This is a genomic window from Variovorax sp. 10N432, assembly GCF_056394465.1.
Window position 1 is genome coordinate 21,589 of record NZ_JBFTHX010000046.1, and the last position, 22,121, is coordinate 43,709.

Annotated in this window: 25 protein-coding genes; 10 read left to right on the top strand and 15 right to left on the bottom strand. The window is 61.0% G+C overall.

The window, feature by feature from the left end:
• Window positions 1-45: 45 nt before the first annotated feature.
• The 3 genes from AC1DF3_RS31875 to AC1DF3_RS31885 all read right to left on the bottom strand — a co-directional run bounded on the left by AC1DF3_RS31875 (window position 46) and on the right by AC1DF3_RS31885 (window position 3,729).
• Window positions 46-402, bottom strand: a complete 357-nt coding sequence (locus AC1DF3_RS31875) for a hypothetical protein (protein WP_478142074.1) — start codon at window positions 400-402, stop codon at window positions 46-48.
• A 324-nt stretch (window positions 403-726) separates the two neighbouring features.
• A complete protein-coding gene (locus tag AC1DF3_RS31880) occupies window positions 727-2,679 on the bottom strand; it encodes a sensor histidine kinase (protein WP_478142075.1) in 1,953 nt (650 codons plus the stop codon).
• Between the two features lie 258 nt (window positions 2,680-2,937).
• Complete coding sequence (locus AC1DF3_RS31885; protein WP_478142076.1) at window positions 2,938-3,729, bottom strand: FCD domain-containing protein; 792 nt, start codon at window positions 3,727-3,729, stop codon at window positions 2,938-2,940.
• A gap of 140 nt (window positions 3,730-3,869) precedes the next feature.
• Here AC1DF3_RS31885 and AC1DF3_RS31890 point away from each other — a divergent pair, with 140 nt between their 5' ends.
• Window positions 3,870-4,958: a mandelate racemase/muconate lactonizing enzyme family protein gene (locus AC1DF3_RS31890; RefSeq protein ID WP_478142077.1), complete on the top strand. Its 1,089-nt coding sequence runs from the start codon at window positions 3,870-3,872 to the stop codon at window positions 4,956-4,958.
• Between the two features lie 190 nt (window positions 4,959-5,148).
• The gene (locus AC1DF3_RS31895; RefSeq protein ID WP_478142078.1) at window positions 5,149-5,391 is read left to right on the top strand and encodes a hypothetical protein; all 243 of its coding nucleotides are present in this window, start codon (window positions 5,149-5,151) and stop codon (window positions 5,389-5,391) included.
• A gap of 242 nt (window positions 5,392-5,633) precedes the next feature.
• Here AC1DF3_RS31895 and ku read toward each other — a convergent pair whose 3' ends face one another.
• Window positions 5,634-6,542, bottom strand: coding sequence for a non-homologous end joining protein Ku (ku, locus tag AC1DF3_RS31900; protein ID WP_478142079.1), 909 nt, complete (start codon window positions 6,540-6,542; stop codon window positions 5,634-5,636).
• A 142-nt stretch (window positions 6,543-6,684) separates the two neighbouring features.
• On the opposite strand from ku, the gene AC1DF3_RS31905 reads away from it, so the two are divergent.
• Complete coding sequence (locus AC1DF3_RS31905; RefSeq protein ID WP_478142080.1) at window positions 6,685-6,999, top strand: hypothetical protein; 315 nt, start codon at window positions 6,685-6,687, stop codon at window positions 6,997-6,999.
• 40 nt (window positions 7,000-7,039) lie between these two features.
• On the opposite strand, the gene AC1DF3_RS31910 is transcribed toward AC1DF3_RS31905, so the two are convergent.
• Window positions 7,040-7,228 carry a DUF3606 domain-containing protein gene (locus AC1DF3_RS31910; protein WP_478142081.1) on the bottom strand — a complete coding sequence of 63 codons (189 nt, stop codon included), beginning with the start codon at window positions 7,226-7,228 and terminating at the stop codon, window positions 7,040-7,042.
• A 254-nt stretch (window positions 7,229-7,482) separates the two neighbouring features.
• On the opposite strand from AC1DF3_RS31910, the gene ligD reads away from it, so the two are divergent.
• Complete coding sequence (ligD, locus tag AC1DF3_RS31915) at window positions 7,483-10,899, top strand: DNA ligase D (RefSeq protein ID WP_478142082.1); 3,417 nt, start codon at window positions 7,483-7,485, stop codon at window positions 10,897-10,899.
• A gap of 732 nt (window positions 10,900-11,631) precedes the next feature.
• Here ligD and AC1DF3_RS31920 read toward each other — a convergent pair.
• Window positions 11,632-11,877 (bottom strand): hypothetical protein, encoded by a 246-nt coding sequence (locus AC1DF3_RS31920; protein ID WP_478142083.1) that lies wholly within the window; start codon window positions 11,875-11,877, stop codon window positions 11,632-11,634.
• A 636-nt stretch (window positions 11,878-12,513) separates the two neighbouring features.
• Here AC1DF3_RS31920 and AC1DF3_RS31925 point away from each other — a divergent pair.
• Window positions 12,514-12,888: a response regulator transcription factor gene (locus AC1DF3_RS31925; RefSeq protein ID WP_478142084.1), complete on the top strand. Its 375-nt coding sequence runs from the start codon at window positions 12,514-12,516 to the stop codon at window positions 12,886-12,888.
• A 38-nt stretch (window positions 12,889-12,926) separates the two neighbouring features.
• On the top strand, window positions 12,927-13,274 hold the full coding sequence (locus tag AC1DF3_RS31930) for an AsnC family transcriptional regulator (protein ID WP_478142085.1): 348 nt from the start codon (window positions 12,927-12,929) through the stop codon (window positions 13,272-13,274).
• Between the two features lie 97 nt (window positions 13,275-13,371).
• On the opposite strand, the gene AC1DF3_RS31935 is transcribed toward AC1DF3_RS31930, so the two are convergent.
• The 4 genes from AC1DF3_RS31935 to AC1DF3_RS31950 all read right to left on the bottom strand — a co-directional run bounded on the left by AC1DF3_RS31935 (window position 13,372) and on the right by AC1DF3_RS31950 (window position 14,956).
• The gene (locus AC1DF3_RS31935) at window positions 13,372-13,692 is read right to left on the bottom strand and encodes a hypothetical protein (RefSeq protein WP_478142086.1); all 321 of its coding nucleotides are present in this window, start codon (window positions 13,690-13,692) and stop codon (window positions 13,372-13,374) included.
• 55 nt (window positions 13,693-13,747) lie between these two features.
• A complete protein-coding gene (locus AC1DF3_RS31940; protein WP_478142087.1) occupies window positions 13,748-13,981 on the bottom strand; it encodes a toxin-antitoxin system YwqK family antitoxin in 234 nt (77 codons plus the stop codon).
• 83 nt (window positions 13,982-14,064) lie between these two features.
• On the bottom strand, window positions 14,065-14,265 hold the full coding sequence (locus tag AC1DF3_RS31945; RefSeq protein ID WP_286508959.1) for a hypothetical protein: 201 nt from the start codon (window positions 14,263-14,265) through the stop codon (window positions 14,065-14,067).
• 169 nt (window positions 14,266-14,434) lie between these two features.
• A complete protein-coding gene (locus AC1DF3_RS31950) occupies window positions 14,435-14,956 on the bottom strand; it encodes a P-loop nucleotide/nucleoside kinase family protein (protein WP_478142088.1) in 522 nt (173 codons plus the stop codon).
• A 331-nt stretch (window positions 14,957-15,287) separates the two neighbouring features.
• Between AC1DF3_RS31950 and AC1DF3_RS31955 the strand changes: the two genes are divergently transcribed.
• Together AC1DF3_RS31955 and AC1DF3_RS31960 are read left to right on the top strand one after the other, a co-directional pair.
• Complete coding sequence (locus tag AC1DF3_RS31955; protein ID WP_478142089.1) at window positions 15,288-16,487, top strand: IS256 family transposase; 1,200 nt, start codon at window positions 15,288-15,290, stop codon at window positions 16,485-16,487.
• A gap of 338 nt (window positions 16,488-16,825) precedes the next feature.
• Window positions 16,826-17,041, top strand: coding sequence for a hypothetical protein (locus AC1DF3_RS31960; protein WP_478142090.1), 216 nt, complete (start codon window positions 16,826-16,828; stop codon window positions 17,039-17,041).
• Window positions 17,042-17,448: 407 nt separating this feature from the next.
• On the opposite strand, the gene AC1DF3_RS31965 is transcribed toward AC1DF3_RS31960, so the two are convergent.
• A complete protein-coding gene (locus tag AC1DF3_RS31965) occupies window positions 17,449-17,799 on the bottom strand; it encodes a hypothetical protein (protein ID WP_478142091.1) in 351 nt (116 codons plus the stop codon).
• A gap of 435 nt (window positions 17,800-18,234) precedes the next feature.
• Between AC1DF3_RS31965 and AC1DF3_RS31970 the strand changes: the two genes are divergently transcribed.
• Window positions 18,235-18,753: an H-NS family nucleoid-associated regulatory protein gene (locus tag AC1DF3_RS31970; RefSeq protein WP_478142092.1), complete on the top strand. Its 519-nt coding sequence runs from the start codon at window positions 18,235-18,237 to the stop codon at window positions 18,751-18,753.
• 363 nt (window positions 18,754-19,116) lie between these two features.
• On the opposite strand, the gene AC1DF3_RS31975 is transcribed toward AC1DF3_RS31970, so the two are convergent.
• The 4 genes from AC1DF3_RS31975 to AC1DF3_RS31990 all read right to left on the bottom strand — a co-directional run bounded on the left by AC1DF3_RS31975 (window position 19,117) and on the right by AC1DF3_RS31990 (window position 21,203).
• Window positions 19,117-19,605 carry a GNAT family N-acetyltransferase gene (locus AC1DF3_RS31975; RefSeq protein ID WP_478142093.1) on the bottom strand — a complete coding sequence of 163 codons (489 nt, stop codon included), beginning with the start codon at window positions 19,603-19,605 and terminating at the stop codon, window positions 19,117-19,119.
• A gap of 81 nt (window positions 19,606-19,686) precedes the next feature.
• A complete protein-coding gene (locus AC1DF3_RS31980; protein WP_478142094.1) occupies window positions 19,687-20,034 on the bottom strand; it encodes a KTSC domain-containing protein in 348 nt (115 codons plus the stop codon).
• 177 nt (window positions 20,035-20,211) lie between these two features.
• Window positions 20,212-20,769 carry a hypothetical protein gene (locus AC1DF3_RS31985; RefSeq protein WP_478142095.1) on the bottom strand — a complete coding sequence of 186 codons (558 nt, stop codon included), beginning with the start codon at window positions 20,767-20,769 and terminating at the stop codon, window positions 20,212-20,214.
• 152 nt (window positions 20,770-20,921) lie between these two features.
• Window positions 20,922-21,203 (bottom strand): hypothetical protein, encoded by a 282-nt coding sequence (locus AC1DF3_RS31990; protein WP_478142096.1) that lies wholly within the window; start codon window positions 21,201-21,203, stop codon window positions 20,922-20,924.
• Window positions 21,204-21,315: 112 nt separating this feature from the next.
• Between AC1DF3_RS31990 and AC1DF3_RS31995 the strand changes: the two genes are divergently transcribed.
• Window positions 21,316-22,053: a J domain-containing protein gene (locus tag AC1DF3_RS31995; protein WP_478142097.1), complete on the top strand. Its 738-nt coding sequence runs from the start codon at window positions 21,316-21,318 to the stop codon at window positions 22,051-22,053.
• Window positions 22,054-22,121: the final 68 nt, after the last annotated feature.

The window sequence follows — 22,121 nt, forward strand, 5'->3', positions numbered from 1 at the left end:
GGTGAGCGGGCAAGCCGCACCAGCGCCGTTCAGTCGACGGAGATTTCAGACTCGGAGTCTGAGCGTGGAGAGAAAGAGGGGGTCGGGGGGCGGTCTGAGCTCCGGGCTCGGGCCGACCGGAGCGGCCGCTGCCAGCTGCACCTCGAGGACAAGCGGGACGATCAGCACCTGGATGACCGCCGGAAGCGATGGTGTGGCCAACTTGACCTGCTCGTACGACAGTTTCATGTCGGCAGCATGCTGATGACAAAGCACCGGCTGCGCCGAATCCATGCCCTCACAGGGTTCGCCAGCAGCCATCATTTCTGCCATCGCATCGGCGTCGGTCATGCCAGGACAGACGTAGCTCGCCAGCGCTAGCTGTGAGAACAGCAGCGAGATGACCACAGCGAACGTGGTCATGCAGCGATGGATGTGGCGGCTAAGCATGAAATCGAGAGTGTAGCGGCGTGGGACCCGTCGCAGTAGGGCTCGTGTCCGTTGATGCGCGCTGAGTGCAGCAGGCTCATGACCGCCGCCGCCCGCTTGCCCGCGCGCAGGCTAACGCACCGAAGGCTCTTCTCCGGCGTCGTCAAACTGCGCGCGAAACGAAGAGTATCAGTGCGCAGTCACCCACTAGGCCGAACGACCGCTTTGGAGCGTTCGGAATGACGGCAACGGGCCCTGAGCCGAAGTTCGGGCTATTGCCAAAGCGGACGTTCAGTCGTTCGCCAACGTGCTCACCCGTCATTTGGGCCGAAGGTCCGCCGTAGACGCCTTGGCCAATGGTAGCGTGACCGTAAAAGTGCTGCCCTGCCCGGGGCCGGCGCTCTCTGCCGCCACGTGGCCACCGTGCTGCTCGACAAAGCCTTTGACCAGCGCGAGGCCGATGCCCAACCCACCTTCGGCGTTTGCATGTGAGACTCCTTGGACGAAAGGCTCAAAGGCTCTATGGAGCAGAACGTCGGTCATTCCCACGCCGTTGTCCTTAACTTCAATTCGCGCAACCTCTGCGTCGTCGTTCACTGCCACTTCGATATGCCCTCCGTCCGGTGTGTACTTGACTGCGTTGGTCACAAGATTGACGACGACTTGGGTCAGCCTGGTGGCATCTCCGCGAACGCGCGTACTGCGGCCAGCGAGGCGAACGTGCAGAGTGTGGTCATGTGCCTCGGCTGCCGACCTAACGGACTCGACGGCCCGACTCACCAGAGCATCGAGGTCAAGGTCGACTAGGTCAAGTCGCACCTTTCCTCGCGTGACTCGGTTGACATCAAGAAGATCATCAATTAACCGTGCCATGAGAATGACCTGGCGATCGACGATGTCGACGAACCGCGTGGCCTTTGGCTTGTCCACGAGCCGCTGCAGGACGGCCATGGCATTCTTTATGGCGGCCAAGGGATTGCGCAGTTCATGAGAGAGCACAGCAATGAACTCGGAAATCTTCTTACTTTCATACTCGAGAGCTTCCGCGCGCTTGGTTGCGGTGGTATCACGCACAATGCGGACAAAGCCCTTGCACTTCCTGTTGCTGTCGAGCACGGCCGTGGTCGTTATCTCTGCCGAAAACGCAGAGCCATCCGCTTTGCACCGTGTGGCCACGATGGTGGTAGTCCCAGCGATGAGGGCCGCCGAAATTTCGGCTTCAACCTTGCCTGCAAGGCGGTCCTCAGCCAGATAGAACATTGACACGTCTCGACCAATGACTTGCTCAGCCGCATATCCAAATACCCGCTGAGCTCCTAGATTCCAGGACTGAACGCGGCCATTCGGGTCCAAGAAGAACATTGCATGGTCTCTGACGCCGTCGACCAGGAGACGTAGGCTCTCCTCCCTTTCGCGCAAAGCCTCTTCGTGTGCCCTGCGTTCCGTCAGGTCACGCGTGACTTTTGAGAAGCCAAGCAGTTCACCTTTCTGTCCTCGCAGCGCCGTGATGACAACGTTCGCCCAGATGCGCGTGCCGTCCTTCCTGAGCCGCCAGCCTTCGTCCTCGAAGCGACCATCTGCAGCAGCGCGTCGAAGTTCTTCTTGCGGCCAGCCAGCAGCAAGCGCGGCCGCCTCGTAAAACATGGAGAAGTGACGTCCGACAGCCTCTTGTGCGGTGTAGCCTTTGATGCGCTCGGCACCCAAATTCCAGCTCGTGATTTTCCCTTGAGGGTCCAGCAAGAAGATGGCGTAGTCCTGCGCCGAATCGACCAGGAGCCGGAGCGTGCGTTCGCTGTCACGTATGCGTTCCTCGGCACGGCGGCGCTCTGTCAAGTCGCGCGTCACCTTGGAAAAACCAAGCAGGGCGCCGTTGGGGCTCAGCACCGGCGTGATAATGACGTTGGCCCAGAACTGGGAGCCATCCTTCCGCACTCGCCACCCTTCATCCTCGAGCCGCCCGTCCATCACGGCCCGACGCAGCTCTTCTGCTGGCCAGTCGCGGGCGAGAGCTTCGGGCGGGTAGAACACCGAAAAGTGCTTCCCGATGATTTCGTTGGCTTGGTAGCCTTTGATGCGCTCCGCGCCGGCATTCCAAGACGCGACATGCCCCTCCGGCGTTAGCAGGAAGATGGCGTAGTCAAGAACGGTCTCGACAAGACGTCGAAAAATCTTTCCGTCCTCGGCTTCGACAACCTGAAGCAAGGAGAAGGGCGAGTGGCGCTCGCCGTCATCCGGAAGAGCCAACGAAGGTAATGCTTTTGTGGGCTCCATTGTGCGGCGATGTTACGGCACGGAAAGTCCGCAATGCCGGAATCAGGGTTTACCCGCTTCGCGTTGCCGATATGGCAGAGCGCTCAGACGCTCGAGTTCTTGGCCAATCGCTGTGCTTCCAGGCGAGAGCTTTTATTGTGACACCTTCCGAATGTCGGCTTCCAAGCGAAGTGCCCTCCTATCGGCGAACGACGGGTTCTGGGCCGTACTGTGCCGTTGCCGATTGACGAAAGAGTACTCTGAGCGGAAGTAGCGGATTCAAGCCGCCTTGACCAGTCGCACCACGCCCTGTTTGCCACCCACTTGGCGTTCTGCGGAATCGACCGCGGCGAAGGTCACGCGAACTTTCTCCCAGGCGAATGCGAGATGACGACGCGCAGCGTCTTCCGCAGCGTCGGGGTCTCGCTCAACAATCGCGGCCAGGATGGCCTCGTGTCCTCCGTGATAGAGCGTGTCCAGTTCGGGCGTGGCCTCAATGGCTCCCCAGTGGTCATACAGCCAATCCACGTAGGCGCGGTGGATGGCTGGGTAAATCTCGTTGCGCGGGATTTTGTAGAGCACGTGATGGAAGGCTGCATCACTGCGCTCGAAGTCACCGGGAATTCCGATGGTCTCCTTGTTTGCCGCCAGTGCCGCCCTGAGTTCGACGATGTCCTCGCGCCGCGCGTGCAGTGCAGCCCATCGCGCAAGGCCGACCTCAATGAAGACGCGCGTCTCGAAAAGGTTCTTCAGTCCTGCCTCGCTGCCCATGGTGAGGTGGTTGACGAATTGCGCCAGCGAACCCAGTGCAGACACCACCTCCGGCCGACTGATGACTGGCCGGAAGCCAGCGCGCGTCTTCAGCAGCCCCTGGCTGGCCAGTTCCGCAATGGCTTCGCGTACCACCGACCGGCCGACACCGAAGTCGGCCATTAGCTGCCGCTCCGTCGGAAGACGGTCCCCCGCCTTCAGCTGACCGGACCGAATCATGTCGGCCAGTTGCCGACGCAGACGCCTGCCCGCAGTCTCGTTGCCGGCGGGCGCATCAGTCGTGTTGGGATAGGGGGTCATTGTGTCGTTGCTGCGTGCGAACCGCCATTTTGCTCGTACCAAATCATGCGAGGCATCAATTTGCTCTGACCAAAATCGATTTCTTGACGATGATTTCGTGTAGGAACTAAGGTTGGTGCTACCAAATCGAGGATTGAGACATGTCCACCATCACCGCGGTCGAGCCCAGCTACTACCGCATTCCGCTCGAGACTGAATTGAGCGACAGCATGCACGGGGCGATTCCCAACTTTGAGCTGAACACGGTGCGCGTGCGCGACGCCGATGGCGCAGAAGGCATGGGCTACACGTACACCGTCGGCCGGAATGGCGTGGCCATCCATGCGCTGCTGGAACGCGAGTTCCGCGAACTAGCCGTGGGACAGGAAGCCAACCGAATCGAGGCGCTTTGGCAGAGGCTCTGGTGGGCGCTGCACTACGGCGGTCGCGGCGGCCCTGTGGTGCTTGCGCTGTCCGCTTTTGACATTGCGCTGTGGGACCTGAAAGCCAAGCGGGCCGGGATGCCGATGTGGGAACTCCTGGGCGGCTTCGACCCGCACGTGCCCTGCTATGCGGGCGGCATCGACCTGGATTTCACGCTCGACAAGCTAATCGACCAGACCGATGCGAACCTGCGCAAGGGCTTCCGTGCCATCAAGATGAAGGTCGGCCGGCAGAGGCTCTCGGAGGACGTGGCGCGCCTGAAGGCCATGCGCGAGCACCTCGGCGACGAATTTCCCCTGATGGTCGATGCCAACATGAAGTGGTCGGCCGACCAGGCGATTCGCGCGGCGCGCGAGTTCGCACCGTACCAGCCGCTCTGGCTCGAAGAGCCACTGATTCCCGATGACTTCGCAGGCCAAGCCCGCGTGGTGCGCGAAGGCGGTCTGCCCATAGCCGCAGGAGAAAACTTCCGAACGCTTTGGGAATTCAAGCAACTCATCGAGATGGGTGGAGTAACTTACCCCGAGCCGGATGTCACCAACTGCGGCGGCGTCACTTCGTTCATGAAGATTGCGCACTTGGCCGAATCCTTCAATCTCCCGGTCACCTCACACGGCGCGCACGACGTGACTGTGCAAGTTCTCGCGGCGTTGCCCAACCGCTCCTACCTCGAGGCCCACGGCTTTGGGCTTGACCGCTACATCGAGCAGCCTCTGACGATTGAAGAGGGGTTTGCCCTCGCACCCGGCCGGACGGGGCACGGCATCAACTTTAATTGGGAGCGGCTCGAACGGGAACGGGCATAGTCACTGGCGCATTCGACGGTAACGGCGCCCCCAAACAGTCCCGCGACAACAGTGGTGCGGAATGGGCCGGGCTGGATGTGGAAGCTCAACTGCGTCTTCTCGGGCGCGCTGCCTGCGCAGGGTCCACTGAGGGGCGCTGTCAACGTCGATGTGCGCTCCCTCTGCTACGACAGCTCTAGAGCGAATGAGAATGAATCTCGATAAAGCCAGCGCAGCAACGACTTTGGAGCCCTTAGCGCCCCCACAGTGGAGCATGGACGTGATGCGCGAAGGCCAGCAATTCACCGCAGAGGTCAAGAAATCAGCGATTGTGATGTGCCGCGTGTCCGTCGTACGTCCTGATGATGACGATGAGGCTGCAGCCAGGGCCGCCCTTGCTGACAAGGCACGCCGTTGGATTGACGACTATCTGCGGCGGACCGCCGGTCGATAGCTACCGGTTCATTCAAGGCGGGCTTGCGGACGTTTCTTGCTCAGTTGACGGGCTTGTGCCACCTTCTCCTACGCCTCGCTCCACCGTGTCGAGCAGACTCTCCTCGGCCGGTAGTTTCGACTGCCTCTCTCCCTTGCTAGGCGGGAGCTCACGCGTGGCGTTAGGAACTCTGACCTTGCGGCTTACCACTCCCCTTTGAGGACATTTCTTGCTGCCCGCTGCTTGCAGCTTGCGGCTCGCGCTCATGCCGCCTTTCGTTCTGACGTGCTCTTTGTCGTCGCCGGCCGCTTAGCAGCGGCCTTCTTTGCGGTGGGCTTTTTCGCCGCTGTCTTTGACGAACCTGTGCCCCCGGATTTGGTACCGCCTTTCAGACTCCGCTGTAGCAATTCAGTCAGGTCGATGACGTTGCTGCTCTCAGGGGCATCCTCCTCTGGCTCGATGACCGTCTCGGTCTTGCCAGCCTTCACCTTCTTGTCCACGAGCTTCATGACCTGGTGCCGGAACTCGTCCTTGAAGTCTTCTGGGTCCCACTTGCCGGACATCTCGGCAATGAGCTGCTTGGCCATTTTGAGTTCTGCCGCGCTGAGGTTYTTCCGTCCGGCAGGCGGCAGGTCCAACGAATCGAGCGTCTTCACTTCGTCGCCCCAGCGCAGCAGGTCCAGAACGAGTGCGGGTCCGGATGGTACAAGGGCCGCAAGGTGCTGCTTGGTCGCGATGACAACCTTGGCCAATGCAATCTTCCCGGTGTCGACCAAMGCCTCGCGAAGGAGYGCGTAGACCTTGTCGCTCTTGTTGATGGGGGCCACGTAGTAAGGGCGCTCCAGGAARATGAACGGCATCTCCCCAGCATCGATGAAGCGTTCAATCTCGATGGTCTGGGTCGTCTTGGGAAACACCGCCTCAACCTCTTCTGGGCTGATGATGACGTACTTGCCATCCTCGTATTCGACACCCTTGACGATGTTCTCTTTGGTGATTTCCTTGCCGGTGCGCTTGTTCACGCGCTTGTAGCCAACGGGGTCCATCGAGCGCTTGTCCAACCAGTCGAAGTCAACACCTTGCTCGGTTGCCGCGGTGTGAAGACCGACAGGGATGTGCACAAGGCCGAAAGTAATAGCCCCCTTCCAAAGCGTTCGACTACCTGTTGCCATGCTAAATCCTCCGCGTACGGGGAAACCCCCGACAGCGCGGAGTCTGCGGCGGGCGAAGCCGCCCTTTTCGTAGGCTGGCGCAACTTCTCGTCGTAGGGGGACTGCACTTTCCAAGGGTGAGGGAACCGACTACGCTGGAGGCATGCCCTCCTTGCGCCACATCGCGGTCTATGTCGAGGAACCCAGCGCCGGGGAGTTTCGTTGGGTGCTCATTGAGCGCTCCGGGAAATCCTGGGGCGTCATCGAGAAATCTGACTCGGCCGCCGGGACCTATCAGAAGGGCATGGCAGAAGGGCTCATTGCGCTCCAGAGGATGGTGGAAGACCTGGATGTCGGGCCTCGCTCCGGCGAGGACGACGCGCCACCCGCTGCCAAGGAGCACCACCCCACAAGGCAGGAGGATGGAGATGCGCCCAAGCCCGGCAAGGCCTTCTTTGGGTTCGGACCGGCGCGGTAGCGCTACGTATGGAGAGCTGTACGGTGGAGAGGCCGTGCTCCTAACTCTTCGCGCCACTTCTCAGGTATTTCTCGACTGCATCAGCGCTCGTGCCGACGGCCTGTACAGCCTTCTTCAGCTGCTCGGGCGTCACGTTGAACTTCCTTGACCAGTCGCGCAATTCATAGTCCTCGCTAACGTTGATGCGCTTGCGGTCGGCGCCTCCACTCTTGGTCCTGTCGTCAGCCATCTGGTGCTCCTAACAATGCGGCCGGGGCCGCGGTACCCGAATGATTCGGTCTACCGGGCGACACGTCCGCCAGCGCGAGAATACTCTTCGCGCCAGAAAACGCTGACAAGCGCGAGGGCATTGGCGGGATTGACGACGGGATAGCTCCCCTACAGCACTCCCGACGGGCGCGGCCATACTGGCGAGCGGCCTGGAGGTTCAATGCGCAGACGAGATTTGGCGGATGAGTGCACCATTTTCCGAGTGGGTTGACCATGCGAGTCGCGACTTGGAACATCAACAACGTCGTCAAGCGGCTAGGGCTGCTGTGCGACTGGCTCGAGCGCACCCGGCCGGACGTCGTGGCGCTGCAGGAGCTCAAGACTCCTACGGTCGACTTTCCACTCACGCGGCTGAAGGACCTAGGGTACGAGTGCCTAGTCGTCGGGCAGCGCACCTGGAATGGCGTAGCCATCCTCGCCCGGGGACATGAACCTTTGCCAGTAGTCACGGCGCTTCCGGGCGACCCGAAAGACACAGAGGCTCGGTACTTGGAAGCAGCCGTCAACGGGGTGCTTTTCGCCTGCTTGTACTTACCGAATGGCAATCCCCAGCCGGGACCCAAGTTCGACTACAAACTGCGCTGGTTCGAGCGCATGCGCCTGCGCGCAAACGAACTGCGGGAGTCGGGTCAACCAGTGGTCCTTCTCGGTGACTGGAACGTGGTGCCGACAGACGAGGACATCTACAAGCCGGACACTTGGCGCGAGAATGCCTTGCTTCAACCCGAGCCACGTGAGGCGTACGCGGCGGTTCTGGCTCAAGGTTGGACAGATGCACTTCAGACCGCCGGCCCCAAGGAGAAGCTATTCACATTCTGGGACTACCGGCGCAAGCGCTGGGAGCGGAATGCGGGCCTGCGCATCGACCACATCCTGGTCAGTCAATCGTTGAAGGTTGTCGACGCCGGCGTCGACCGCGAGGAGCGCGGGCGAGAGGGTGCAAGCGACCATGCGCCTGTGTGGGCAGAAATAGAGCCCGCGAGAGCGAAACGGGCAACCCGGGCGACCCTCGCCTCCGCGGCCCCTGAGGCCAACGAGTCCCGAAGAACTACCACCCCCAAAGCGCGAAAGACGAAGCGAAAAACCGAACAGGAAGTCCAGCCGCTGACGCGGTACAACGCCAAGCGCGACTTCACCAAGACGGCTGAGCCGGCCGGTGGCGCGGTGCGGCGAAGCAAGTCGAACCGGGACGAGAAATTTGTCTTTGTCATCCAGAAGCACTGGGCCAGCAGACTGCACTATGACGTGCGTCTGGAGTTGGACGGCGTCATGGTTTCCTGGGCCGTCCCCAAAGGACCCTCTTATGACCCAGCCGTCAAGCAACTGGCCATCCATGTCGAAGACCATCCTATCGGCTACAACACCTTCGAAGGCGAGATACCCAAGGGCGAGTACGGCGGGGGAACGGTCATCGTTTGGGACCAAGGCACCTGGGAGCCTGTCGGCGACCCGCGCGAAGGTCTGATTAAGGGCAAGCTCCTTTTCAAGCTGCACGGCCAGAAGCTTGCTGGCCTATGGGAGTTCGTGCGCATCTCCAAGCCTGGCGAGAAGAAGCAGGAACAGTGGATTTTTTTCAAGAAGCGCGGCGATGCGTGGGCGAGGCCCAGCACTCAATACGATGTCATTGCCGCCCTGCCCGACAGCGTCGTCGCCAACCCCTTAGGGCTGATTGAGGAGCGCGAACCGCGAAGCACCGACGTCTCGCGACCTCGCGCCGAGACTGCTGACCTGCAGCAGGCCAAGCGAGCCCCCCTGCCCGCGAAGCTGCAGCCTCAGCTCGCCACTTTGGTCTCGTCCGTGCCCCAGGGAGACTGGATTGTCGAGAGCAAATTCGACGGCTACCGACTTTTGGCGCGCATCGACAAAGACGACGTGCGGCTCTTTACCCGAAACGGTCACGACTGGACTAGCAAGCTCGAACCCATTGCACGGGCAGTGAAAGACCTGGGTCTGGACAGCGCTTGGCTGGACGGCGAAATCGTGGTGCTGAACGATGCCGGTCTCCCCGACTTCAATAGGCTGCAGAACGCCATCGACAACTCACGCACGGGCGACATCCAGATGTTCCTCTTTGACGTACCGTTCCTTGGCGGGATGGACTTGCGCGAGGTACCGTTGGCGAGTCGGCGAGCGGCACTTCGCAAGCTCTTCGACCAGCGCGAGGAAGGCATCGTGAGGTTCAGCCAGTCCTTCGACGTCCAGCCGAGCCACTTGCTGGATGCAGCTTGCCGCATGGGCATGGAAGGCGTCATGGTCAAGCGCGCCGAATCGCCTTATACGCCGGGACGCACAGAGAGCTGGCTGAAGCTGAAGTGCTCGCACCGGCAGGAGTTCATCGTGGTCGGCTTCACCGACCGGTCTGGCGCACCGACTGAAGTGGGCAGCCTGCTTCTTGGCTACAACGAAGGCACCGAAGTGCGCTTTGCTGGCTCCGTGGGCACCGGGTGGGCTGCCGCGACCGGTCGAGAATTAAAGAAGAAGCTATCACCTTTGCAGGTTAGCCGGCCGCCGGTTGCGCCTGAGGAAGCCAAGCCGGGGCGATGGTCCAAACGCGCGGCCGGTACCGAGCGGTGGGTCAAACCTTCGATGGTTGTCGAGGTGGCGTTCTCTGAATGGACGCCGGACGGGCGGGTCAGGCACCCCGTCTTCCGCGGCGTGCGTACCGACAAACCCGCCGCCGTCATCGTTCGTGAACGTGCCAAACCAATGGGAACGGGCACGCCTGCGAAGAAGGTGCCCAAGGGCACCGGCGTCAAGGTCACAAATCCCGAGCGGGTGATTGACCCTTCCACTGGGCTGCGCAAGGTTGACCTCGTGCGGTACTACGAGAGCGTAGCCGAGTGGATGCTTCCGCATCTGAAAGGCCGGCCAACGTCGCTTGTCCGTGGCCCCACAGGCGTCACGGGCGAGCTGTTCTTCCAGAAGCATGACGACAAGCTCTCCATCCCGCACGTCCGCAACCTGCCCGCAAATCTTTGGCCGGGCCATGGCGAGCTTCTAGAGGTCCCGACCGCCCAAGCATTGGTGGCCTGCGCGCAAATGAATGTCATCGAGTTTCACACTTGGAACTCGCTGGCCAAGAACATCGACAAGCCGGACCGCATCATCTTTGACCTAGACCCTGGTGAAGGCACGGCTTGGCAACATGTCCAAGAGGCGGCCCTGCTTGTACGGGCACTTCTCGAAGAGCTTGGGTTGGACTGCTGGCTCAAGACCTCCGGGGGCAAAGGCCTGCATGTCGTCGTGCCACTGGTTCCCCGTCTGGACTACGAGACCGTCAAGGATTTTTCCCAAGCAATAGTCCAGCACCTCGCGAGGGCCATACCGTCACGGTTTGTGGCTAAGAGCGGCCCCAAGAACCGTGTCGGCAAACTCTTCGTCGACTATTTGCGCAACGGCCACGGTGCGACGACCGCTGCCGCGTTCTCAGCAAGGTCTCGGCCTGGGCTTGGCGTTTCGATACCTGTGAGCTGGGACCAGCTTCGGGAACTGCGGAGCGGCGCTCAGTGGACTGTCGCCACCGCTCGCGAGTATTTGAGCTTTCAGCGTGAAGACCCGTGGACCGCCTACTGGAAGAAGCGACAGACGCTCGCCGCAGCCATCCGCAAGCTCGCCAGCGTGCGAAACTAGCGAACTCCTGGCGCAGATGACTGCTTCCTCGTTTGCAGCCGGGCGGAGCAGATAGGTCAGTAGCGGACAAGAATCGCAAGACCTGCTACGACTTGACAAACTGCGCCGAGCTTCACAGCCTTTGATGTGCCAGGGGAGGGCGCCCACGGCAAGGTTCCAAAGACGCCCAGGACGATGAGCAAGATTCCCGACCATGGAGGCGGGACGCTCAATGCGATGACGGCGAGCAAAAGCAGCTTCGCACAAACGGCCCACGTCGCCCCGCCGACAAGCTTGAGCCAGTCCGGTGGACTGAGCCATCTTGGGAGGGTGCGCGGGCGATTCAGTGCATGACGAATTCCTGAGTTGAAGTGGTTCCGGGGCCGTAGTTCGATGCTCGGAAAAAGCGAAACGCAAACTCCAACCATCAATCCGTGAAACACAGCCAGAACCGCCGACCCCCTTATGGCGAACGATATGGCGGACACAATTGCGCCCGACACGAGGAGCCATTTGGCGAACTTGATTCCGCCGAAAACAACTTCAACCGCCTCGCCACACGATGGACATGTCTTCTCACTTTTCTCGCGCTGCCTTTGCCACTCAGGGGAGAGAACTCTAACGACACTGGAACATTGACTGCACTTCATAGCTAGTACGGATGTCCAGCGCCGACGCCCGCGAAGGTCCAGGGTTGGCTCATAGTTGTTGAATCCAGCAGGTGGACACGAGTGACTGGTCCTGGCCGCATGCTTATACGAGGGCGAAGAACGCGATGACGCCGACGAACGCAACGGTAGGAATCCAGACCAGGGCTGCCAGCGCAAACCGAGGCATCTCGCCAGCGATTTGACGAAGGCGGTCTGCCGCGGGATGGCCGCGCGGCAGGAGCGCCGCCCCAATAAGGAGGCCGACTACGAGCGATATGGCCAGCCCGGTCAGTGCAGCGATGGCGACGAAGAGCACGAAATTGAAGGAAAGGGGCGCTGGGCTGGGCATTCGCCGATTGTTCACATATGCCTGTTTGTGTGCACGCGCTTCGAACTGCGCATTCCTGCCTCAGGGCGGAACTGTTGCCCCGGCGCCGCGAATGTCTGCTTATCAATTCTGCGGCACGTCCGAAGGACCGTTCCTGCCGGTTTCCTGCCGGCGCCGCAACGGAGACTCGAGGGCCGGCGGGCTACTTGGAACTGCCGCGACCACTGAGGTCCCACGCAAGGCCGGCAACCCAGCCGATGCCCACCAACCATGCCCCCGCCTGGACGGTTTCGATGTTGCCTGGCACGGCCCAGTGGACCACCATCGCGAGCACCAATCCAGCAAGGGCGCCAAGGCAAGACCAGGGTGAAACGAGTGCATCAAGCATTTGGGAGGTCCGGTGATTGTCTGGTCCTGGCCGGCACATCCTGCCACAGCACCTGCCGCGACCGCATGGGTCAGGCCGGGCCACGCGTTGCTGTGAACGAAACCTCATCAAAACTGTGGAGGCCCGTTTGGCCGGGTTGCAATGCCCCAAAGGGCAATATCGCCGCATTCCTTTTCCGGTTAGCTTGGTGACCATACAAACAACAAGAATGCGCTGGGTCTGAGCGACCGGGTTGCCCGGCTGCCAGGACGGCCGTTGAGGTGGAAGAGGTGAGCAAGGCCACTGTATTCGTCATCGACGACGACGCTGCTTGTCGCGACTCCGTTCGCGAACTCGTCAGCGCAGTCGGACTCGCGGTCGCGGTCTTCAGTTCTGCGGTCGAATTCCTGTCCGCTGTCGACACCACTTGGCAGGGGTGCCTAGTCCTAGACTTGCGCATGCCCCGCATGGATGGCCGCGCGCTGCAGAAGCGCCTGCACGAGATGGACATCCACCTGCCGATTGTGTTCATCAGCGGTAGCGTCGACATTGCGACAGCGGTCGAGGCCATCAGAGATGGCGCCGTAGACTTTTTGCAGAAGCCCTATCCCGAGAACAAGTTGCTGGACGCCATTTACAAAGCACTACGTCGGAACGCCTCCTGAAGGTCGAACCATCGGCCGAAGCTGCAAGGGCTGGCGCCATGAGCGAATCTGCCCTGCAAGCTTGCGTGGACCGGCACCTGGCGCACGCCGCGTGGGAACTCGTGCTGGACAACGAACTGGGCACGCACCACGGCCTGTCGTGGGCCGAATTCGTGCTGCTGACGGTATTGGATGGCACTGGCGGCGTGGCGACCGCACCGCAACTCGCGCGCACTTTGGGCATGCCCGCCTCTCGTTTGCTGCTGCGGCTGCTGCCGCTGGAGAAAACCGGGTTGTTAGAGCGCGCTGCAGATGGCGAGGGCAAGCGCAGCATCACGCTGCGCCCGCAAGGCCGGCGATTGCTGTACGAGGCGCGAGCAACGGCGGCAAATACCTGCGCACACTGACTCAACCGGTAGTCGCTCCCAGACATGGTGACCGTTTCCTCATCTTGAATTCTGCGACGCCACCGACCGTCTGGTTGTGGCCGCTACCGGCGGTCGCTCAAATTATGAATCGACCTTCCTCGCTGTCGTAGAACCGGGCGGCCAGGGCCGTGCACAGTTTGTTCAGCATCGCAACCGCCGCCTCGTCGAAGACTCCTGATGCGGTGACGGACATCGGCGGCTCGTCATCGCCGACTTCAAGCTCCAAGGTAATGCCCTTTGGACGCAGGTCGAACCGCTGTGACTTCGTCGTGACCCCGGTCAACTCGCGGATGACAGCATGGACATGAGGCCTCGTGCCCAGCGGCTGCGGCAGCCAGTCGGCATCGAGCTCTTCGATTTCCTGAGATGCACGAACGATGACACCGATGCTGCTCATATGTTGGAATTGGTGGTGGAACTGAAGGTGCTCGGCGAAGGTCTGGTCTTGGCCGTCACTTGCCCTTGCCCTTCGGCTTCATCGTGGTGACCTTGTACACCCCACCGTGCTTGTCGTAGGTCGTCCACGTCCCGACTTGTACCCCATGTTCGAAGTAGCCCGAGCGCATTCGAACGCCATCCTTGCGGAACCATTCCCAGTAGCCGTTTAACAATCCGCCGAGCATCAGACCACGAGCGCGGACCGTACCGTCCTTGAAGTATTCGACTCGCTCTTCCGGTACCGGCACCTGGTTTCCTATGTCCGTTGATGGCCCGCATTCTGCCCGTCCAGCACGCTTCACAAGGGGGCTCCTCGCTCCGCGAGTGGAGCCTAGAAGTTCGCCGATGTTGTGGTTTGATATCCGGTGAGATTGCCGCCTTGAGTCGCCTCAGCGCCTTGAGCTTTCCTGGTCGATAGCAACAGCGTCGCGACTGCTGCTCCGAACAGGACGAGCAAGCTCCACGCGCCGAACGCGTAGACCAAGCCAATCGGCATAAGGACAGCAAGAATGAGAAACAGAACCCTGAGCATGGGGCTCAGTTTGCGCCCCTAAGACCATCTTGCGTCGTGAAGAAGTGGACGCGCGGCAGAGAAAGTGGCCGAACTGATGAGGGAACGGGGCGGACAGCCGGTCCGGCTTCGTTCTGGCAGTCACAGTCGACCTCAGCATACCGGCATGGGGCATCCCCAGCGCTGCCGCTCAACTATAGCGGACGACGTTGTAGCCTTCCTCCGCCGTTGGCGCGACAAAGTAGCTGCTGATTTGGTCGAACTCCTCATCTGTCGTTTCGAAGGGGTGTTCTCTTGAGAGGTTCCGAGCACGCAGGCGCGCCTTGCAGACCTCGTCGGGCGCATCCAGGTAATGAAGGCAATGGGCTGCCCCAGCTTTCTCAAAAACGCTGCGAGCCCAAGCTCTGGTCTTGACAGTGTTCGAGGGGAAGTCGAGCACGACCGACGTGCCAGCTGCAAGCAGCGCCTCGATGTGGCCGGCCATCGCTTCACGCAACCTGCCGGCACAACGCACGTAGTCTTCGATGCCATCAATCTCGTTCGGGTACAGACGTGCGAGCCAATCGTCTTCAATGATGAGAACCGTCTTCGGCTCCGTCGCGAGGCGCTTGGTCAACGTTGACTTGCCAGCCCCAATCTTCCCGCAGACCATATGAAGCACCGCGGGCACCGAAAGGGCCGTGTTGGTCCGCGTCGTATCGAGTTCGCTCATTCCAATCTCCTGTGGCACTGAAAGCCCCGGGAGACCGAAAAAACCCGCCTCACGGGGCGGGTTGCTTATGGCTACTCAGGCCGCGCGCTAACCCACCATCCTTTGGATGGTGCGAATAATCGACGCGGCGTGCGAGCGAGCCATGGCGAGTAAGGAGTTGATGTCCCTGGAAGTGGTGTAAGTCTTCTTTCACTCGCTGCGCGGCAAGGCGCGTAGGGCGTAGCCCGAAGCGGCTTGCCGCGCAGCGACCGCTCCCTTCGGGGGTGGTCATCGTGAAGTCCGGATAGTGTTGAGGTGCGACCCACCAACCCTGTCCACAAAGGAAATCACAATGACCACCGCCACTATGGCATTAGCGGAGCTCGCCGAGAAGGGAGCCGACGTCGACATGCTGCGCCAGATGGTGCAGTTCATGGCCCAGCGCCTGATGGAACTCGATGTCGAAGGCCGCTGCGGCGCGGCCTATGACGAGAAGATTCCCGCCGAGCGCCTCAACAGCCGCAATGGCTACCGCGAGCGCACCTGGGACACCCGCGCCGGCAGCGTCGAGCTGAAGATCCCCAAGCTGCGCCAGGGCAGCTACTTCCCCGAGTTCCTGGAGCCCCGGCGCACCGCCGAGAAGGCGCTCACGGCCGTCATCCAGGAAGCCTATGTTCAAGGCATCTCCACGCGCTCCGTGGACGACCTGGTCAAGTCGCTCGGCATGAGCGGCGTCTCCAAGAGCCAGGTCAGCCGCCTGTGCGGCGAACTCGACGAACGCGTCAACGCCTTCCTGGGGCGCCAGATCGAGGGCGACTGGCCCTACCTGTGGGTCGATGCCACCTACGTGAAGACGCGCGAGGCCGGGCGTATCGTGAGCGTGGCGGTGATAGTGGCCGTCGGCGTGAACACCGACGGCCAGCGCGAGGTCCTGGGCTTGAAGGTCGGTGCCTCGGAAGCCGAGCCCTTCTGGACCGAGTTCCTGCGCAGCCTGAATCGCCGAGGTCTTCGCGGTGTGAAGCTCGTGATCAGCGACAGCCACGAGGGCATCAAGGCGGCCGCCGCGAAGGTGCTGAAGGCCACCTGGCAGCGTTGCCGGGTGCACTTCATGCGCAACGCCCTGGCGCATGCCGGCAAGACGCAGCGGCGCATGGTCTCAGCCGCCATCGGCACGGTATTCGTGCAGGACTCCGCCGATGCGGCTCGGGCGCAATGGCGCTCGGTCGCCGACCAGCTCCGAGACAAGTTCCCCAAGCTCGGCGCATTGATGGACGACGCGGAGAACGACGTGTTGGCCTTCATGACCTTCCCGCGAGCGCACTGGACGCAGATCTACAGCACGAACCCTCTGGAACGGCTGAATGCCGAGATCAAGCGACGCACGAACGTCGTGGGCATCTTCCCCAACGACGCCTCGATCACGCGCCTGGTCGGCGCGATGATGCTCGAACAGAACGACGAGTGGTCCCTCAACCGGCGATACATGCAGCTGGAAGGCTTGCAGACCCTGAGCGATACTGCGCCCACTCGGCTGTCCGCAGTGGCGCGCTGAGTACCGTGCAACTCAGCCCTCTCCGGGCTGTGGACCTACACCACGGAATGGGACGCGACCAGTAAGGATAGCCGTTGCCGGCGGTCTTGGCAAACCGACCACGGCTGCTGCCTACAGCATGCCAGTCACGCGGAGAGTTCGGTTCGAGGGTCCGCTCTTGGCCGCATCCTTCCACATGCGGGATGGAGCCGAGCGGGGCCCCGTCCTTGTCGCGCGCAAACGTGCCAACAGCGGCCAGTCTTGGCGCTTCTCAGAATCTCTCTTTCCAGGAGCGCGGAAGCTTTCCCGCAACCAAACTGGGGCTAACATGCGCTAGGGCAATTGCCCGGCTACGGAGCATGAACGTGACCCTTGAAGAATACAACTCGAGCATCCAGTCAATTCTTGCCGAGCAGCAGACCATTGCTCAGGAGACCGCCAAACTTGCTTTGTCGGGTCAGGCCATTCCGACGAACCCTGCGTTCAGTGAGCTCATGGCGAAGCAGTGGTCGCTCGTGCAGGAGCTGGCAAAGCTCAACACGAGCCTGATGGTCGGAGTCATGACCCCAAAGTAAGCTGACGTTGTCGTCTACTGTGGTACTCATTGCTCGCTGTTTGGGGAGCGAATGGGCTCGCTGTACTTGCAGCGCCGGCGGTGAATCAGCCGGGCAACCTTGCCGCCGCGGATGTGCACCTCACAGACCAGCAACTTTCGCAATTTGAACGCGGCGGGTGCGCCCAGCCTGGGGTTTCCGCATGACCTGCTGAACCAAGCGTCCACCCGCCAGAGCTTGGCAGGGGGTTAGCTTGCCCGCGGGCTATCAGGCACTCAGGGATTGACGCATATCCCCAATGACAAAAGCCCCGAGTGTCGGGGCCTTTGTCTCTCTCCAACGCGAGTTCCCCGTGTTCAATTTACATCGGACACGGAAAAGCCCCCTTATGAGGGGGCTTCGCGCTGGGCGGTCGGCAGTCCCGGGTCTCAGGCAGCGGCAGGCAATTTCGCTGCCTTGTTGGCAACAGCGGGGCTCGACTTCTTGTGAGCCTTGCCGTGCTTGGTGTGCTTAACCGGCTTCTCAGCAGCCTTGGCAGCCGGCTTCACGGTTTCGACTGCGGGCGCGGCGACCACAGGAGCGACGGCGGCCGCGGCGGCCTTGTTGACAGCGGGAGCGGGCACTGCAACAGCTGCCGGAGCCTTGACCGCGGCCGCCGGCGCGACTGCGACAGCGGGGGCGGGAGTAGGCGCAACGGCTGCGGCGGGCGCTTGCGCGAACGAGGTGCCAGCGGCGAGTGCGAAGGTGACGGCTGCGAACGAGAGAAGGGTGCGCTTCATGAGTGTGTGACGGTAGGAGTTGAAGAGGTTTATGGCCAGCCTCAAATTTCGGCCTGGTCACACCTACAACGCTGCGTTCCGCCGCCGGATGACAGAACGCCGTGACATCCTTCTGTTTTTCGCGCCCACCGAACGTGAAGTCTTGTAAAGCGGCAGCCCGTAATGGGGCTGACGAATGCAAGATGAGCTACTCACGGACAGCAAGCTCGCGACGAAGACCCTCGTCGTTCCAAAGTTGGTGAAAAAGCGCGCCTCATTCAAGGCTCGACGAACATCGACTTCGTCATCTTCGCCTGGGGCCCATGGCCGACCTTCATCTCGCATCGGATGACTCCCGACTTGCCCGGCTATTCCGATTACAGCTTCCGCAGATTGACTGGATTCGTCAGGTTGAAGGGATACAGTTGGGCACGTGTCAAATTTCAGGAGAACGTGATGGCTCAGACCTACGAGCAAGTTCGAAAGCAAATCCAAGCACTTCAACTCGAGGCGGAGAAGTTGCGAATGCAAGAGGTGAGCGGCGTCGTTGAGCGCATCAAAGTAGCAATCGCTGAGTACGGTATTACAGCCGGGCAACTCGGCTTCGGTTCCGCATCTAGGCGCGTCGTCGCCAAGAAGACCTCAGGCAAGGCTTCGAATGCTTCCATGGCCAAGTATGCCAATGGACAGGGTCAGGCCTGGGGAGGCAAGGGGCCCCGCCCGGCATGGCTGCGCACGGAACTAGAAGCGGGCAAGTCCCTTGATGACTTTTTGGTGAGCAAGGCCGTGGCCAAGGCGAAGGCGGTTTCGAGGCTGGCTTCTGGCAAAGCCTCAAAGGGAGCGAACAAGCGACGCGCGAGAATGCAGTATGCGGACCCGGCGAGTGGCAAGACTTGGGCAGGAATGGGTCCCCAGCCGAAGTGGCTCAAGGAGTTGGTTGCCTCCGGCAGAACGCTCGGAGAGCTTGCGGTCTAGCCCCCGGGGGTTTTGCACCAACCGCGAATGGCTGCAGTTGGTCGACTGTAGCCTGTTGCAGCCAACGCCTGTGGCGACAGGTCGCGCGCGGAATAGCTCCGCTCAATAGCGCGCATCAAGATTCGCAAACCTGTCAGGCGGCGCCCGATGGCACCATGAGCGCATGAAACTCCAAACAGTCATCGGCCTTGCAATCAGCGCCTCCGGCCTCGCCATCTTTGTCACAGGCATCATTCACTAGGCGAGTGCCACAGACGCCTGCCGCCGGTCGAACCGGCAGTCGTGGGCGTGCCGCGAACGTCCGCTATCCCGCGAATTCTGAGGCGCCGGTGACCGCCCGGTATTGGCCGCTTGTTGCCGGAGCTATGTTGCGGTCGGGAGTTCATACCGCGCAAACGAGGTACTCCCTATCTGGATGACGCTGTGCAGGGTGAATCCGAAGCCTTCATAGAGACTTCGCAACCCTTGACGGTTGGCGACGCAATCCAGGCGAAGGTGAGCACGTCCAAGTTGTTGCGCGCGAGTTCTGGCATATGACAGCAACTCGGTCGAGACCCCTTTCTTCGCCCACGCTCGGCGCACGGCGAGCTTGTGCACGAAGGCTGAGGAGCCTGGCGGAACCTCAGGCCAAAAAAGGGCATCCTCCAACTCGAACTTCATGACGCCAGCCAGCTGCTCGCCGTCGCGAGCTACGTGGAAGAGCCCGGCACTCGCGTCTCGCAGAACGCGTTCGTTGGCAATATCAGCGGCAGTCCAAAGCGCTCGGCCGTCGCCGGCCAACCACTGCGCCGCCTCCTCCAGGACGGAAGCAATCATTGGCACATCAGAGGGGCGGGCTTCCTGGATGTTCATGGGCGGCAAAGAGGGCTTGACGTTATTCGTTGAGCGGCAGCAGCGAAGGTCCGGAACTGGCCAATTGCCGACGCCGAACGCCTACGACCGATACTTCTTCGGGATAGGATGCGTCCGGCAGTCGAATGGTCCGTCCGAGCCACTTCCGCGAATGCGGGTTTCAAAGAACCGCCGTTTCGAAGTGGCACTTTGGAGGCCTTGCACTGTCGCGGCGTCGATTTCGCAGTAGTGGTAGTAGGTCGTCTTGAGCTGAATGACCATGTATCGCTCTGCTTTGTCGTAGCAAATGCGCGAAACGTCACTGCCCTCCTGGACCTCCGCACACGCGAAGGCGTCGAGTGAAACGACACCGTGATACTTGACTTGTACGGTCTCCGCCGTGGCGACTTGGGATATCAAGACTAGTGCGGAAAAGAGGATGGGCTTCAACGTGCCTCCAGTGTAGTTACTCGGTTCGGTTTGCCGTCTGCTTCTGGCCCCGCATCCTGCCACAGGGCTAACGCGACCTCATCGGTCCGGCGGAGCAGCGCAATCCTGCGGGTCGAATCCTCCTCAAAACTGTGGAGGTACTCGAAGCGTGGGCGCCGCGTTCAACGTCGCTGGCCGCTAGTCGCCCCCTGCGGCATCGATATCACGAAAGAGGTCGTCATAGAACTGAAGCGCATGGCGAGCTATAGCGATTACGGAGTGCGGGCGACCGTTTCCAGGAACAGATGGAACTGCAAATCTCACTCCTCGATTTGTCACTTCACGCGCGACGATTGTTGCCGGGTCTATAAGCACGCTGACCGTACTTCCCGGAGCTAAGTCGAAGTCTCCGCCTCCAACAATCTTGCCGCCGATGATTGTTCCAAGACCCATCACTCGCGTCTGAGCACTGGCGACTTCCGAGATTAAATCGACGCCATGTTCGTCTGCGTGCCGAGCCTGGTGAACGTACTCAAGGACCAAGTCCTGCTTCCGGCGTGTCGAGTACCTTGCCCTTATGCCGGTCCAGAATGGCTCGCCTCGATAATGAGCTTCGCTCTTGTTCCACACTCGCTGGTGGTAGATGAGAAAGAGCTCCCAAGCGTGAGCTAGGTCGTCAAGAGCTGTAGCAGCCTCCATCTCGGCAAGCCACTTCTGTGCCTCTACCAACGCGAGTCTCGATGCCGATTTGCCCATTCATTTCCTGCAATTTGAGGTGACGCTGAACTCTAACCAGCTTTTCCCAAGGTGCAGTGGCTCCCGTGCAGGCAATCTACGCTGAACGGCTGGCGCCATTCCATTCCGATTCTTGACGTTAGCGTGCACACACATGCAAATCGGTGAGCAGCTCATCCATTCGTGGAACTGGAGGTCGGGCTCGACCGGCTGCTTCTGGCCGGGTGCTGCCGGTAACCTTCCTCGTGCGATTGGACGCCAAGCTTTCGAGCGAGCACGAAATCAAGAAAATCGATTGGTGTGTGGCAGAACGCACGAATATGCCATCGGTAGCCGTAAATTGTGCCGGCACGCAGGGCGATGATGCGAGCCTTCAAACCCATTGAAGCCGTCGATTGATATTGATAGTGCACGCGCAAGCCGGCGCGCTGGCGAACCGCGGCCAGCCACGACAACACTCGCGCTTTGGGAGTCAGCTTCCCCTCGCTATTGGCGGGGCGTGGCCCTGTCCTTTAAACGGACGACCTCCTTCGCACTGACTGCGACCAAGAAAGCGGTACCCCACCAATGACCAACCAAACCTACTACGACCTCCTGCAAGTATCCCCAGGCGCGAGCGAGGCAGTCATCCAGGCAGCTTTTAAGACCTTGTCCCGAGCAGCATTCGAGACGTTGTCGCAAAGGCATCACGCAGACGGGAGCGACGGCGGGGAGGAAGCTCGCGCCCACATCGACCGGCTCAATGAGGCGTTTGAAGTGCTGTCGAACCCGATTCGCCGTGCAACCTATGACCTTACGATGAAGCGCCCGAAACCATCATCCAGCATGGGCAAGCCAGCTGTATACGCCACCACGGCTCTGCCGGGTCGCGCAATCGCGCCCGTCCTAGGCGGTGATTTGCCGGAGCGGCCGGTCAGCGCTTCGCGGACAAGCACCGAGGCCGCGTCTTCCTTCAAAGCGGAAGTTGCCGCGCCTCCCCCAGCCGCTGAGGCCAAGCCTGCGGCCCAAGCTCAGAAATTGCCGTTCTTTTGGTACGTGGTCTTGGCATGCTTTGTCGGGGGGCGCTACCGGGCCATCGAGATTTCCAAGCACCAGGGCAATGGGCTGGACAAGCTGTCCTTCGCGGACCAGATGTTCAGCAGTCAGTTCTGGGACGTCATGGCCGCACCAATGGGCTCACTGCTCCTTGGGGCGGTCATAGCATGGTTCCTGGCACGCCGAGTCTCATGGCTCAAGGAGAGGGTGCGCATTTCAGCGATCGTGGACGCTGGTTTCAGCGTGATCGCGGACGGTGTTTCAAGGTGATCGTGGACGATCACGGAAGCACGCGAGTGAAGGGGTTCATGGTATCTCAGTCGTCCATGATCTTGGTG

Coding starts and splice junctions, on each gene's coding strand:
- AC1DF3_RS31910 (WP_478142081.1), bottom strand. CDS start 7,228: ATGGCTGACGACAGGACCAAGAGTGGAGGCGCCGACCGCAAGCGCATC.
- AC1DF3_RS31930 (WP_478142085.1), top strand. CDS start 12,927: ATGAGCGAATCTGCCCTGCAAGCTTGCGTGGACCGGCACCTGGCGCAC.
- AC1DF3_RS31965 (WP_478142091.1), bottom strand. CDS start 17,799: ATGAAGCGCACCCTTCTCTCGTTCGCAGCCGTCACCTTCGCACTCGCC.
- AC1DF3_RS31935 (WP_478142086.1), bottom strand. CDS start 13,692: ATGAGCAGCATCGGTGTCATCGTTCGTGCATCTCAGGAAATCGAAGAG.
- AC1DF3_RS31920 (WP_478142083.1), bottom strand. CDS start 11,877: ATGCCCAGCCCAGCGCCCCTTTCCTTCAATTTCGTGCTCTTCGTCGCC.
- AC1DF3_RS31945 (WP_286508959.1), bottom strand. CDS start 14,265: ATGCTCAGGGTTCTGTTTCTCATTCTTGCTGTCCTTATGCCGATTGGC.
- AC1DF3_RS31995 (WP_478142097.1), top strand. CDS start 21,316: ATGACCAACCAAACCTACTACGACCTCCTGCAAGTATCCCCAGGCGCG.
- AC1DF3_RS31895 (WP_478142078.1), top strand. CDS start 5,149: ATGAATCTCGATAAAGCCAGCGCAGCAACGACTTTGGAGCCCTTAGCG.
- AC1DF3_RS31880 (WP_478142075.1), bottom strand. CDS start 2,679: ATGGAGCCCACAAAAGCATTACCTTCGTTGGCTCTTCCGGATGACGGC.
- AC1DF3_RS31885 (WP_478142076.1), bottom strand. CDS start 3,729: ATGACCCCCTATCCCAACACGACTGATGCGCCCGCCGGCAACGAGACT.
- AC1DF3_RS31985 (WP_478142095.1), bottom strand. CDS start 20,769: ATGGGCAAATCGGCATCGAGACTCGCGTTGGTAGAGGCACAGAAGTGG.
- ligD (WP_478142082.1), top strand. CDS start 7,483: ATGCGAGTCGCGACTTGGAACATCAACAACGTCGTCAAGCGGCTAGGG.
- AC1DF3_RS31975 (WP_478142093.1), bottom strand. CDS start 19,605: ATGAACATCCAGGAAGCCCGCCCCTCTGATGTGCCAATGATTGCTTCC.
- AC1DF3_RS31890 (WP_478142077.1), top strand. CDS start 3,870: ATGTCCACCATCACCGCGGTCGAGCCCAGCTACTACCGCATTCCGCTC.
- AC1DF3_RS31905 (WP_478142080.1), top strand. CDS start 6,685: ATGCCCTCCTTGCGCCACATCGCGGTCTATGTCGAGGAACCCAGCGCC.
- AC1DF3_RS31970 (WP_478142092.1), top strand. CDS start 18,235: ATGGCTCAGACCTACGAGCAAGTTCGAAAGCAAATCCAAGCACTTCAA.
- AC1DF3_RS31950 (WP_478142088.1), bottom strand. CDS start 14,956: ATGAGCGAACTCGATACGACGCGGACCAACACGGCCCTTTCGGTGCCC.
- AC1DF3_RS31955 (WP_478142089.1), top strand. CDS start 15,288: ATGACCACCGCCACTATGGCATTAGCGGAGCTCGCCGAGAAGGGAGCC.
- AC1DF3_RS31960 (WP_478142090.1), top strand. CDS start 16,826: ATGAACGTGACCCTTGAAGAATACAACTCGAGCATCCAGTCAATTCTT.
- AC1DF3_RS31875 (WP_478142074.1), bottom strand. CDS start 402: ATGACCACGTTCGCTGTGGTCATCTCGCTGCTGTTCTCACAGCTAGCG.